Annotated in this window: 10 protein-coding genes; 7 read left to right on the plus strand and 3 right to left on the minus strand. The window is 45.7% G+C overall.

Annotated elements, in window-relative coordinates; translation table 11 throughout:
* Window positions 1-118 precede the first annotated feature (118 nt).
* The 4 genes from QN395_RS18420 to QN395_RS18435 all read left to right on the plus strand — a co-directional run bounded on the left by QN395_RS18420 (window position 119) and on the right by QN395_RS18435 (window position 5,893).
* Entirely contained in the window at window positions 119-2,089 is a 1,971-nt protein-coding gene (locus tag QN395_RS18420) for a nucleoside-diphosphate sugar epimerase/dehydratase (protein ID WP_322121303.1), read from the plus strand.
* Window positions 2,090-2,119: 30 nt separating this feature from the next.
* The gene (locus QN395_RS18425) at window positions 2,120-3,496 is read left to right on the plus strand and encodes a phosphomannomutase/phosphoglucomutase (RefSeq protein WP_322121302.1); all 1,377 of its coding nucleotides are present in this window, start codon (window positions 2,120-2,122) and stop codon (window positions 3,494-3,496) included.
* A gap of 367 nt (window positions 3,497-3,863) precedes the next feature.
* Window positions 3,864-4,889 carry a lipopolysaccharide heptosyltransferase I gene (waaC, locus tag QN395_RS18430; RefSeq protein ID WP_323492713.1) on the plus strand — a complete coding sequence of 342 codons (1,026 nt, stop codon included), beginning with the start codon at window positions 3,864-3,866 and terminating at the stop codon, window positions 4,887-4,889.
* A gap of 14 nt (window positions 4,890-4,903) precedes the next feature.
* Window positions 4,904-5,893: a glycosyltransferase family 2 protein gene (locus tag QN395_RS18435; protein WP_323492712.1), complete on the plus strand. Its 990-nt coding sequence runs from the start codon at window positions 4,904-4,906 to the stop codon at window positions 5,891-5,893.
* 240 nt (window positions 5,894-6,133) lie between these two features.
* Here QN395_RS18435 and QN395_RS18440 read toward each other — a convergent pair whose 3' ends face one another.
* On the minus strand, window positions 6,134-6,679 hold the full coding sequence (locus tag QN395_RS18440; protein WP_323492711.1) for a transporter substrate-binding domain-containing protein: 546 nt from the start codon (window positions 6,677-6,679) through the stop codon (window positions 6,134-6,136).
* Between the two features lie 620 nt (window positions 6,680-7,299).
* On the opposite strand from QN395_RS18440, the gene QN395_RS18445 reads away from it, so the two are divergent.
* From QN395_RS18445 to QN395_RS18455, 3 genes are all read left to right on the plus strand, one after another.
* Entirely contained in the window at window positions 7,300-8,220 is a 921-nt protein-coding gene (locus QN395_RS18445; protein WP_322121695.1) for a DMT family transporter, read from the plus strand.
* A 12-nt stretch (window positions 8,221-8,232) separates the two neighbouring features.
* A complete protein-coding gene (gene waaA / locus QN395_RS18450) occupies window positions 8,233-9,522 on the plus strand; it encodes a lipid IV(A) 3-deoxy-D-manno-octulosonic acid transferase (RefSeq protein WP_322121298.1) in 1,290 nt (429 codons plus the stop codon).
* Between the two features lie 272 nt (window positions 9,523-9,794).
* On the plus strand, window positions 9,795-12,284 hold the full coding sequence (locus tag QN395_RS18455; protein ID WP_322121297.1) for an adenosylcobalamin-dependent ribonucleoside-diphosphate reductase: 2,490 nt from the start codon (window positions 9,795-9,797) through the stop codon (window positions 12,282-12,284).
* Between the two features lie 293 nt (window positions 12,285-12,577).
* On the opposite strand, the gene QN395_RS18460 is transcribed toward QN395_RS18455, so the two are convergent.
* Both QN395_RS18460 and QN395_RS18465 read right to left on the minus strand, forming a co-directional pair.
* The gene (locus tag QN395_RS18460; RefSeq protein ID WP_322121296.1) at window positions 12,578-13,066 is read right to left on the minus strand and encodes a hypothetical protein; all 489 of its coding nucleotides are present in this window, start codon (window positions 13,064-13,066) and stop codon (window positions 12,578-12,580) included.
* Between the two features lie 285 nt (window positions 13,067-13,351).
* Window positions 13,352-13,654, minus strand: coding sequence for a hypothetical protein (locus QN395_RS18465; RefSeq protein WP_323492710.1), 303 nt, complete (start codon window positions 13,652-13,654; stop codon window positions 13,352-13,354).
* Between the last annotated feature and the right edge of the window lie 114 nt (window positions 13,655-13,768).

Raw genomic sequence — 13,768 nt, forward strand, 5'->3', positions numbered from 1 at the left:
CTTACGAAAAACTGCTCCAGCTGCGTTGCAGCGTCTAGCCAAACCAAAGTATTGTCTTCGTCGCTACGCCTTGCTGGGTCAATTTTGGGTACATCCAAAAAAAATAAAAGAACTCGATATGCAATTTCTTCTGGCACTTCCCCGCTTAAAAAAACAAGCTATTGCCGCGCTGGCAGATGCAATTTGCTTACCGCTGACGTTTATGATGGCGATTTGGCTCCGTTATGACGGGTTAACTATTGACGTACTGTCCCATTACGCCATACTAATCACTGCGGTTCCGCTCATCTCTATCCCGATTTTTATCCGTATTGGCCTCTATCGTGCAGTGATCCGCTATCTGGATCAAAAAATTATTTACATCGTCGTACTTGGTGTCACGATGTCGGTTTTAGTTCTGGCATTTATTAGTGTGATGACGCACATCATGGCTTTATCACGTGCGGTATTCGGAATTTATTGGGCCGGAGCAATTTTATATGTCGGTGCCAGTCGCTTACTGGCACGCTCATATTTATTGGGTTTTAATCGCAACGAGAATGCGATTAATGTAGCAATCTATGGTGCAGGCAAAGCAGGTGTGCAACTGGCAACCGCGTTACGTTCAGGAGACGAATATATCTGTGTCGCTTTTATTGATGATAATCCGAGTAAAAAAGCGTCTTTGATTGCCGGCATTAAAGTGAGTAGCTCAAGTGAATTACACAAACTCATTCCACAACACCAGATCAAAGAAATTTTGTTGGCAATGCCCTCCATTCCTAAAACCAGACAAAAGCAAATTCTCGACGAGCTAGAACAATACAAACTCAAAATTAAAGTCACGCCCTCGATAAAAAGTTTGGTCAATGGGGAGCTGCGGGTACAAGATGTGCGCGAAGTCGGGATTGAGGATTTGCTTGGTCGTGACACGGTAGAACCGAATCCAAGCTTACTGGCTACCTGTATCACGAATAAAAATGTCTTAGTCAGCGGCGCCGGTGGCTCCATCGGCTCAGAATTATGCCGCCAGATCTTGCGTCAAAAACCAGCACAACTACTGATGTTAGAAATGTCCGAGTACGCACTCTATGCGATAGAGCAAGAACTCAGCAACTTACAGGTGAATGAACATATTCCATGTGTGATCTTGCCATTTCTCGGATCGATCAACGATAGTGCCAAGCTGGACAAAATTTTCCAAACCTACACTATAGATACGGTCTACCATGCAGCAGCTTACAAACATGTGCCCTTAGTTGAGCATAACCCGATTGAAGGTATTCGTAACAATGTGTTCGGCTCTTTAACTCTGGCAAGCGCAGCAATCAAGGCCAAAGTCAGTAATTTTGTGCTGATCTCTACGGACAAAGCAGTGCGCCCGACCAACGTGATGGGCGCGTCTAAACGCTTAGCAGAATTGATTTTGCAAGCCTTTGCCCGGGAACAAAATCAGACTCGTTTTTGCATGGTGCGCTTTGGCAATGTACTCGGCTCTTCTGGCTCGGTAGTTCCACTGTTTCGCCGGCAAATCATGCAAGGCGGGCCGATCACGCTGACACATCCAGAGATCACCCGCTACTTCATGACCATCCCGGAAGCAGCGCAATTGGTGTTGCAGGCAGGTGCGATGACAGCAGACGGTGGTGGCGACGTCTTCGTGCTGGATATGGGCGAACCAGTCCGTATCATTGATCTGGCAAGACGCATGGTGCACTTAAGCGGCCTAGAAATCAAAAGCGATGCGACGCCAGATGGCACCATAGAAATCCATCACGTGGGCTTACGTCCGGGCGAAAAATTATTTGAGGAATTGCTCATCGGAGACAATGTAGAAGGCACGAGTCACCCGCTAATTATGCGGGCACAAGAAAAAGAAATCCCGTGGCCAGAACTACAGGTTTTATTACAACAACTGGACGTTGCATGCAATGCATTTGATTACCAAAAAGTACGCACTATATTGCTAAAAACAGTGGCAGAATACGAGCCACAATGCGGCATTGAAGATTTTCTATGGCAAGCAGAGCAAGCCAGCGAATCCGCCAATCCAGTGGCTACAGTTGCCACCATCACGAACATGAATAACGTAACAAATATCACTCATTAACTGACTCAATAAATATAAATAGGAAGCCACATGTCCCTACTCTCCCCTAGCATTTTTAAAGCCTACGACATTCGCGGCATTATTGATAAAACCTTGGATGCCGATGTCGCCTATTTAATTGGTCAGGCCTTCGGCAGTGCAGCGCTTGCCAAAGGTGAACAAACCGTTGTGATTGGTCGTGATGGCCGTTTGTCCGGACCTGAATTAATTAAAGCACTCGCCAGTGGCCTGCAAGCAACCGGCGTCAATGTGATTGACCTTGGCATCGTTGCAACACCTATGGTGTATTTCGGTACCAATACCTTGGGTGCGGCATCCGGTATTATGGTCACCGGCAGCCACAATCCGCCTGACTACAACGGTTTCAAAATGGTCTTGGCGGGCGAAGCAATTTATGGTGAGGCAATCCAGTCACTGTATCAAGCAATTGTTAATAAAGACTTCAGACAAGGGAGCGGCAGTTACAACACGCATGACATAAAAGCGGCTTACTTAGAACGCATCATTAGCGATGTCAAACTGGCGCGTCCGATCAAGATCGTGATTGATTGCGGTAATGGTGTCGCGGGTGCTTTTGCAGGCGATCTGTATCGTGGCATGGGATGTGAAGTCACTGAATTATTTTGCGAAGTTGATGGTAACTTCCCTAACCATCACCCTGATCCGGCGCACCCGGAGAATCTGCAAGATTTGATACGTGCTTTGCAAAGCAGCGATGCGGAAATTGGTCTGGCATATGACGGCGATGGGGATCGTCTTGGCGTCGTCACCAAAGACGGACAAATTATTTACCCTGATCGTCAGTTAATGTTATTCGCAGAAGATGTATTGACCCGCAATCCCGGCGCACAAATTTTGTATGACGTTAAATGTACCCGGCATATTTCCGCCTGGGTCAAAGCCCGTGGCGGTGTGCCGCTGATGTGGAAAACCGGTCATTCACTGGTCAAAGCAAAACTACGCGAAACCGGATCACCACTCGGCGGCGAAATGAGTGGCCACGTTTTCTTTAAAGACCGCTGGTATGGTTTTGACGACGGCATGTACGCTGGTGCGCGTTTGTTGGAAATTCTCAGCAAAGTCAGCGACATGACTGCGACATTAAATAGCTTGCCACAATCTGACAGTACGCCAGAATTGCAATTACAGTTAGCAGAAGGTGAAAACTTTGCCGTCATTGCGCAAATGCAAAAGAACGCCGACTTCCCGGGCGCGGATGAAATTATTACGATTGACGGCTTGCGTGTTGAGTACCCTGATGGTTTTGGTCTGGCGCGCTCATCCAACACAACACCGGTCATCGTAATGCGATTTGAGGCAGAGAATCCGGCAGCTTTGGCACGTATTCAAGCCGCGCTGAAACAAGCGGTGCTGGCAGTAAAACCTGATGCGCAATTGCCGTATTAAATAAAAATTTTGGATGAAAAGAGGATTTACATAAATTTTGTGTAGATCCTAAAAATCCGGCGTGATTTAAAGTAACTACAACAGATGTACGCAATAGCTAAAAGATATACTCCAACCTGTATATTTTATTGTCCATAGAATACCTGGACAATAAAGGATTTTTTATAAAAACCAGGGGGAGTATATGAATAAAAAGCGAATTACAAGTGAATAGTAAGCGAACATCAAGCAGAAAATCGATGCGATATAGTGGTATAAATTTCCATCAAACCTAGCTCGCCGAATCTCACTCAAATTCACACTAAGTCATATCAACTCAGCCTAGTCATATATCATCTGTCATCTATTAAGTAAGTAAATTCGTTTCGTGAAAATCCTCCTCATCCGCGTCTCTTCGCTAGGCGATGTACTGCACAATATGCCGATTGTGGACGACCTGCTGCGCCACTTTCCCGATGCGCAAATTGATTGGGTGGTAGAAGAAGCCTATGTACATCTGGTGAAACTCAATCCCGGCGTGCGGCAGATATTCGCCTTCGCATTACGACGCTGGCGCAAAAGCTTATTCACCAGCCAGACAAGGCAAGAAATTAAGCATTTTTTCACCCGACTACGCGAACAAGAATACGACCTCGTGCTCGACACTCAAGGTTTGCTCAAGACCGGCATCATCATGGGCATGGCGCGTATCACGTCAACTGGCAAAAAAATAGGCTTAGCCAATGGTACAGAGAGTTCGGGCTACGAAGGTATTTCAAGGATTTTTCATACAGACAGCGTAGCTGTCGACCGTCGTACACACGCGGTCTTACGTGGTCGCTTAGTCGCGGCTTATGCCGGTGGCTATAAAGTGGATACGCCTGCCTGTTTTGGCCTCATTAAACTCTATACAGAATCTCAGCCGCGTCCGGCATGGATGCCATCCAAACCTTATGCGGTGTTCTTTCACGGTACCGCTGGAGCGTCCAAAAAATGGGACAGATACAATTGGGTACAAATCGCTGCCCCATTAATACAACAGGATTTAGCCATTTTAATTCCATGGGGCAATGCCGCTGAAAAAGCCGAGGCAGAACAGATGGCGATACAAATGCAACAAGCAATAGTTCTGCCGCCACTCTCTATGCAGGACGCCATCATGCTGGCGCAAGCGGCTTCTATCGTCATTGGCGTTGACACAGGTCTCACTCACATTGCCGCAGCCTACGAAACACCGACCATAGAAATTTATTCTGGCTCACCGCGCTGGAAAACAGAAGGAAATTGGTCAGATAAAATTATCAATCTCGGGGATAATGGTGCGCCAGCCAACTTTATCGAAGTACAAAACGCGATTCAAAAACTATTAGTCGCTACAATAGAACAGAAAAAAAAATCTCACCAGGGCGATTAATCGAAACAAAGCGCATGCAAGACATTCCGATACCACGCGATCCAAAGGTCACCGTCATCATCGTCAATTGGAACGGTGGCGATTTACTGCTTCGCTGTCTCACTGATTTGCTAGCGCAGACTTACGCTCCGCATGAAGTCATCGTGATCGATAACGCCAGTACAGATGGATCGGGTCAAGCGGCTGCAAAGCAGTTCTCGCAAATACGTGTGGTAGACGCTGGTAGTAATTTGGGATTTGCCGCCGGAAATAATCTGGCCGTCAGCTTGGCCAGTAAAGAGAGTACCTGGATTGCCCTGATTAATCCCGATGCTTTTCCTGAATCTGACTGGTTAAAAGCGTTGGTCGATGCGGCAGTGAGTAATCCACAGTTTGCCATCTTCGGTAGCCGTCTGATGGATGCTAATTCACCGAGTTTACTTGATGGGATTGGCGACATTTACCATATGAGCGGGCTGCCATGGCGCGAAGCTCACGGTCAAGTATTAAAGGCAAGTATGTTGGCGCAAAAGGAAATTTTTTCGACTTGTGCAGCCGCAGGCTTATATCGACGCGACATATTCGAAGAAATTGGGGGATTTGATGAAGATTACTTTTGTTATCTGGAAGATGTAGATCTTGGCTTTCGCTACCAATTGCTTGGTCACCGCTGTCTTTACGTGCCAGATTCAGTTGCAAACCATGTAGGCTCGGCATTGACGGGAAAACGTAGCGACTTCTCGATTTATCACGGTCATCGTAATCTCGTTTGGACCTTTGTAAAGAACATGCCAGGTGTCTTGTTTTGGCCTTTGCTACCGCTACATTTGCTACTCAACCTGACCAGTATTATTTACTTTGCAGCGCAGGGCAAAGGCAAAGTTATCTATAAAGCGAAATTCGATGCCATCAAAGGACTGCCAGATGTCTGGCGAAAACGTAAATTAATTCAAGCTCATCGCCACACGAGTATTGCCAGGTTATGGGGCTTAATCAATAAAAATGTAACCGGTAATCGAAAGTAAAAAGTACAACTCAGTACTATTTCTCCAAAATCCGCTTCAAATAAATTCAATCATATAACCAAGCAATAGCTCATCAAGCCAATAAGCATTCGCTAAGCATATGATTTAAAACCTAGCTTCAGTCTCCCGTTATAGTCCGTTTACTGCTAAGCACAATTAAGCTTGGTCAGCATCTAAATCAAATCTTTAGCATCTGAGTAAATACTCATAAATTTGAATTGAGTTCTGGTCACGTAGCAGCTAAATCTTCTCTTCTATCACTTTAGGATCCCTGCGACGAGTAGACACTAAGATCGCATCCATGCGCTTATAAAACAATTTATTGAACCGAGAGATCGGTGACCCGCTATCTAATTCGACTTTAAATAAATGATCCTTCAACCGATCAAACTCATCGCCAAATTCTGTCCCCGATGGAATGCTAAGAGTCTTACCTTTTAAATCATTGACCGTGGATAACTTAAATTGGTTATCACTGCGCGTCACCAAAAATATATAGCTGGTATACACACCAATTGAAAAATGCAATTTTCTCTGTCGTACGGCCGTCTTAGAAATACCGAATATCAGTCCCTCGCCATTATCGACACTTTGCAGCGCCCTACGCCAAGGGTAACGTTGTAGGTTGAAATTTAAATCAGCTTCGTGCTCAATGTAATCAAGCTGCTTTAAAGTTGCCGCAGGCTGAGGAACAGATCGACCTTTATCATCCACAATGTCTTCTATCAGCAGGGTAACATCCCGATCAGATGCATAGACATTGGTCACAAAACCTAAAATCAGCACGCAAAGACTTAGCAGCCAGCCATATGGTGATCTGAATAAATTATTTGTATTTTTAGTAAGCAATTTGTGCTTTTTTACAAATTAGAATTTAAAGAAGGCTTACACGATGTGCCTGCAAAAAACATACGACGAAGACCTCACCAAAGCCTTATATTCACTATTATCTAAATACAGATCAATACTAGAATCACAATACTTCATCTATATTTTAAAAATTTACAACATAGATCGGCAGTAGTAATTGATGACTCAAAAACTTCGCTAACAAATATTTAAACTGGGTATTTCCATTAGAATTTGTGCTGATGTCAGAGGCAGTTTTGACGTGAGGGTGTTATAAATAAGGCGCTCATGGGAAGCCACAAGCGGCGAAGTGCTTCAAAAATGACAGGAAATATGCCGTCAGCACTCAAATAGCACGCTTGGTGCGCCTAATGGAAAATCTCGGTTTGACCAACTTTCAGCCGCATATTAAGCCACTACCAATATACAAAGCTACTGATTGATAGTTCAATCGCTACATATCGAATAAGCCCTCTATTCCTGTCATAAGAAAAGTATTGTTTTAAGGTATATTCCAGCATCACTATTATTCCAAACGAGGACATTTCTCCTCGCGCCTGATGACGTCCACCCGTAAAAATCTTGATGGCTTTGCCGTCACCACCATGATAATGCTTTGCATTTGTTGGGGCTTACAGCAAGTAGCGGTCAAAATCGCCGTCCCCATCATTAGTTCAAGCATGCAATTAGGCTTGCGTTCTGGCTTAGCGGCAGTCTTGGTTCTGTGTCTCATTCTGGTAAAGCGAATTCCATTTTCTGTGCGCGATGGTAGTTTTTTGCCGGGGATGCTGGCAGGCAGTTTGTTTGCTGCTGAGTTTATGTGTATCTCGATCGGTTTGAATTACACCTCGGCCTCTCATATGTCAGTTTTTTTATATACTGCACCGATTTTCACTGTGATTGGTTTGCATTGGCTGATTCCCTCTGAACGTATGCAGGCTAGCCAATGGCTGGGGATCATATCTGCGTTTGCGGGTGTTGCGATCGCGTTTTCAGCGGCATTTCAAACCAACTCGCATGCGCTGAGCGATATTTTGATCGGTGATGCTTTCGGTATCGCTGGCGGCATCTTGTGGGCGGCAACTACGGTAGCGATCCGTCGCTCTAAGCTATCGGAGGCGCAACCGACTACAACGTTGCTATATCAGTTGTTGGGAGCGGCAGTCCTACTGCTACTGTTCTCTGCGCTTAAAGGTGAGTTTCAGGCGGAAAAATTCTACCCGCAAGACTGGGGGATCAGCATCTGGCTAAACCTCCTTTTTCAAACCATTATTATCGCTTTTGCTAGCTATCTAACCTGGTTTTGGTTGTTGCGCCGCTATTTGGCATCTCGTTTGTCGGTGTTCTCATTTTTAACTCCGCTATTTGGCGTAGCGGCTGGCGTGCTGTTATTAGATGACCCGATTAGTCCGAGCTTTTTGCTGGGCGCAATACTGGTGTTAGTAGGCATTGTGTTGGTCAATTTTCGCCGAAACTGATACCCTGCTGCCATGCGTCTTTTATATTCTTTTGTCTGGTTTTTATCTCTTCCGATTGTCTTATTACGACTCTGGGTAAGAGGCCGTCAAGAGCCTGGTTATCGCCAGCACATTGCTGAACGTCTAGGGTTTTATTCCAGCTATCGTCATCAAAAAACAATCTGGGTACACGCGGTATCTGCTGGCGAAACTCGTGCCGCAGAACCATTAGTGCGTGCTTTGCTACGACGTTACCCGCAACATCATCTTATTCTCAGTCATATGACGCCAACAGGTCGTGCCACCGGCGCGATTTTGTTTGCCGATATTGCCGACCGGATTACGCAAGTGTTTGTGCCGTATGACATTAGTTTTATCGTCCAGCGATTCTTAAAGCACTACTCCCCTTCTTTATGCGCATTGATAGAGACCGAAGTCTGGCCGAATCTGGTCGCCCAATGCAAGCAAGCTGGCGTACCAGTTGCGCTAGTCAATGCGCGGCTATCAGAAAAATCCTTGAAGAAAGCCTTAAAACTCTCTTCTCTGATTTTGCCAGCGGCACAAGCTATTACTTGCGTTGCCGCGCAGTCAGGGCCAGATGCCGCACGTTTAAACATGCTGGGAGTAAGTAACTTATCTGTTACCGGCAATATGAAATTTGATGTGACACCGCCAGATCATATGGCCGAGAATGGTGCAAGATTGCGTCATTGGCTAGGCGACCGCCAAATTTTTCTCTGTGCGAGCACCCGTGATGGCGAGGAAGAACTCTTACTCAAAGCCTTCGTCGCCAATCGACGACGCGACAAATCCAATACCTTACTCGTCATCACGCCACGCCACCCGCAACGTTTTGATCAGGTCGCCACCATGCTGACGCAGCATGGGCTTAGTTTTGTCCGCCGGTCCAGCATGGATTTAACGATACAAGAAAATCCCTTATCCGCCTCAGTGGATGTAGTACTAGGCGATAGTATGGGAGAAATGTATATGTATTACGCGGCTTGTGATCTGGCCTTTGTAGGCGGTAGCCTGGTCAATCTGGGCGGCCACAATTTAATTGAAGCCTGCGCCATGGCAAAACCCGTGCTAACAGGTCCATACACTTTTAATTTTTCAGAAATTACCGAACAGGCCATCGCCGCAAAAGCAGCGCAACGTGTAGCAAATTCTGAAGATTCAATTCAACAAGCTTGGGCATTATTAGATCAACCTAATACTCTCAACAGCATGGGACAAAACGCCCATGCTTTTTTCATGCAGCATCAGGGTGCGACTAATAGAACCATGACGATGCTAGAAAATTTTATCAACATTAGCTAAACCCTCTTGGGGTTATGTTCACACTACTAGCTTTGCCTCGTTGCACCTCATCGATCATTGCGACCACTGTATAAAGCGAAAGTTTTTCTGAGGTCTATAATTGAACTAAGGCTCTTTATCAAGGCGCTATAACGCCACACTACGCTCAGGCGCATTTTCAGCTATTTATAACGATTTACCAGACGATAAGGAATTTCCTTATCGTCCAGACAATTATTTTCCCAACAATCAAACCATCAGTTATCGCCATCAACGAACGGATTAGCAATCAAATGAACGCCAACGACAAAATACTCGGTATTACAGAAATGCCACCGCAAGAAATCTCCTTAGATGTATTACTAGAAAAATATGCCAAAGGTGATGAGGCCACAATTCTTGAGGTACAACAACGTGTAGCCAAAGCACTTGCCGTAGTTGAAGGCGCAGATTTCCATGGCTATTACGAAGAAAAATTTTTATGGGCGCAACAAAATGGCTTTGTGCCTGCGGGTCGAATTAATTCCGCTGCAGGCATGGATTTACATGCCACGTTGATCAACTGCTTCGTCCAGCCGGTTGGCGACTCCGTCTCTAGTACAACGAATGGCAAGCCAGGTATCTATACAGCTTTATCAGACGCGGCTGAAACCATGCGGCGCGGTGGGGGCGTAGGTTACGACTTCTCAACTATACGTCCAAAAGATGCCCTAGTACGCGGCACCCGTTCGCGTGCATCTGGACCAGTGTCGTTTATGCAGGTATTCAATGCCTCTTGCTCCACAGTAGAGTCTGCCGGTGCGCGCCGCGGTGCGCAAATGGGTGTGTTACGAGGCGATCATCCTGATATTCTGGAGTTTATCCGCTCCAAAGATCAGGGAGGTTTAACTAACTTCAATATTTCCATCGGCGTCACCGATGAATTTATGGAAGCCGTTGCGAAAGACAGCGACTACTGTCTGGTACATAAAGCGGAACCCGGCGAAGAAAAGAAACAAGCCGGTGCTTATCAACGTGAAGACGGTATCTGGGTCTACCAAACATTACGCGCCCGAGCCTTATGGGACGAAGTCATGCGCTCTACCTACGATCATGCAGAGCCAGGGATTTTGTTTTTGTCCCGTATGAATACAGAAAATAATCTGTACTACTGCGAGAAGATTGAAGCAACCAATCCGTGCGCAGAACAACCGCTGCCAGACTATGGCTGCTGCTGCCTAGGTTCAATCAACCTGACTAAATTTGTGGCAGCACCGTTTACCGATGCTGTCAGCTTTGATTATGATAAATTCAAATCTGTAGTTAGTATCGCGATCCGTATGCTGGATAACGTATTGGAAGCAACTGCCTGGCCACTCCCGCAACAGCAGGCAGAGGCACAATCCAAACGTCGCATTGGCCTTGGCTACTTAGGAATTGGCAGTACGCTGGTGATGATGGGTCTGCGTTACGACTCGGATGAAGGTCGTGCGGTCGCACAAAAAATCTCCGAAGTGATGCGCGATGCCGCCTATCTAGCATCAGCAGAACTTGCCAAAGAAAAAGGTGCTTTCCCGCTGTTTGATAGTGATAAATACCTATCTGGTCTATTCGCCAAACGTCTGCCGAAAAATCTGCGAACCGTCATCGCGAAAAATGGTCTGCGTAATTCTCACCTCTTATCGATTGCGCCAACGGGCACCATTACTTTAGCTTTTGCAGACAACGCGTCCAACGGGATTGAACCAGCATTCTCATGGGTATATAACCGTAAAAAACGCATGGCCGACGGCGAAAGCAAAATCTATGAAGTCGCCGATCATGCCTGGCGCTTATACCGCCATATGGGCAATGACGTCAGTGACGATAGTAAATTACCAGCGCAGTTCGTCACCGCACTCAATATGTCGGCGACCGATCATATGAAGATGCTGCAAGTAGTACAGCCGTTTATCGACTCATCGATCTCTAAAACTGTCAACGTACCTGCAGATTATCCGTATGAAGATTTCCAAAATTTGTATATGGATGCCTGGCGCGCAGGGTTAAAAGGTCTTGCCACTTATCGTCCCAACAGTATTTTGGGCAGCGTGTTATCTGTCGCAACAGAACAGGCAGCGCCACAAGTAGCGACGGTTCCAGATGATGATTTACTGCGCAAACAGTTCGATGGTCGCCCATTCGGCGATCTGGAATCGGTCACATCCAAAGTACAGTACATGACATATGAAGGTAAAAAAACCGTCTACCTCACCGTCAGCTTTATTCACCTGCAAGGTATGGTAGGTGGGGAGCGTGTCACCATCGAACGTCCATTTGAATTCTTCATGCCAGCAGGTCAAAAGAACGATGGTCAGCAATGGATATCTGCCAGTATGCGCCTGCTATCCATGGCAGCCCGCTCCGGTGGCTCCATCGCAAAAGCATTGGCGGATATGCGTGAAGTTGTCTGGGACAAAGGTACGGTTCGCTGTGGCACGATCACCAAAGAAGACGGCACACAAGCACCACTGTTCCACGAATCAGAAGTAGCGGCGATCGGCTATTCACTACAACGCATCTTGATCAAACGCGGCTTTATCGACGCTGCTGGCAATCAGATTCCCGTGACAGTGCTGGCCGAACAATTCCGCAATAAAAGTCTTGCCTACGGCATGGACGACCTTGCCTATGAAGGTGAATCAGCACCGATTAACTATGTCGCCACTGGAAAAAAATGTCCCGACTGTGGCGCATACGCGCTGCAAAAAATCGATGGGTGCAGTCGTTGCGTTTCATGTGGATATGTTGGGGCTTGCGGGTAATTCGACAATTATTGGCGCAATTCAATGTGTGGGTTCAGGCATAAAGCTGGACTAACTATTTGAATCTGATGCCAAAGCAATTTATGATTTAAAAAAATAGGGTCCGTTGTTAACATGGACCCTATTTTCGTTCGACGTATAGCTCTATTTTCATTTTTTAGCTAAATTAAAACTCACACCAGCTTTGTGATTTGCAAGAGTTCATGAGAACTTCTTTCTCCTACCCCCATCTCGCAATAGTAGCCAAACTATTCACCAACCACAGAGTATGGCTTGCACGTAACCCAAGGAATCTAGTCTTTGAACCACTTGCGAATTCCAGCCCCAATTCTCTGTCCTATTTTGTATGACCTCGAAACATTGTGCTTTTTAGGCGTTAATATTTCAAACACCCGCGATTGCACTGGGACTCCTTCTGCAATGACAAAGTCCGCTCGCAAACCCAAGAACTCACCACCATCCTGCTTTGTCGTGAACGTACCGTAAATTTGGGATGATTGTGAAGCAATGTATCGGGTAGTGCTACTCCACTTTTGCTGCATTATGGAAGTCGATGCGCCAGGAGGTAAATAATTAATTTCAGCAGTTTTGTATTTTGATAATACTGGTTTCATATGCGTATCATTAAGTCCGAATCTACTTGGTTCAACTATTTCATAAATATCTAAACACAAATTCCACAAGGACGCATCTCCGAGGTTTTCGACTGTGAAATCATAGGTGTCGAGTACTTCTCCTGGTCGCAGAAAGATTCTTAGTCCTTGATAATTGGTGATGCTCATTCGAATATTCCCTTCACAAAAGGCCACACGATAGTTTTTAGGCGAAATTATCCATTCGTTGTTGATGATTAAAGACTAAATGTAACGAAACCGCTTGCCATTGAAAAGTCTTTTGTCTCCCTATCCGGATACACAGAAAAACTTCACAACAAAAAAAGATAGTTGAACACGCTCAATCATCCGCACTCCAAGTCTTTGGTTTTAAAAGAATCTATTTTCGACAAAGGGAAATCATGTAAATTTCCGATGAAAGTTGCAGTTTATGTCTTAAGCTTTTAACCACCACTACTCGTCCGAACTTGGTTTTCTGGTGCCGCTACAAAATCGTTTGGCCTCAGCCTCATCTTTTGACTCAACCTGGGCCTCAAATTCGCCAAGTTTTTCCATAATCAATTTATTTCTACGATATTTCTTCATAAGGCCTGTAAGCTTTTCGTCGGTACCTGAGCAAGACTGACAAATGAACCAATCAATATCGGCTTGCCGTTCATTGTCATAACCTGGCTCGCCGCGCCAATGGTCGCAAGATTCACGCTCAGCTAGAAAGACAGCAACGTCTTTAGGCAATTCTGGTGGTACTGCCCACATAGAAAGATGTACGAGACCAACCAGAAGAAAAATATAGATGGCGGATTCAGCTACGAAGAGCAACGGGAGGTAAGTTTTAGGGGGAGTATATCCAAATTATAAAAAACCTCAAAC

It is taken from the genome of Undibacterium sp. RTI2.2 (genome assembly GCF_035018705.1).
Taxonomy (GTDB): domain Bacteria; phylum Pseudomonadota; class Gammaproteobacteria; order Burkholderiales; family Burkholderiaceae_D; genus Undibacterium.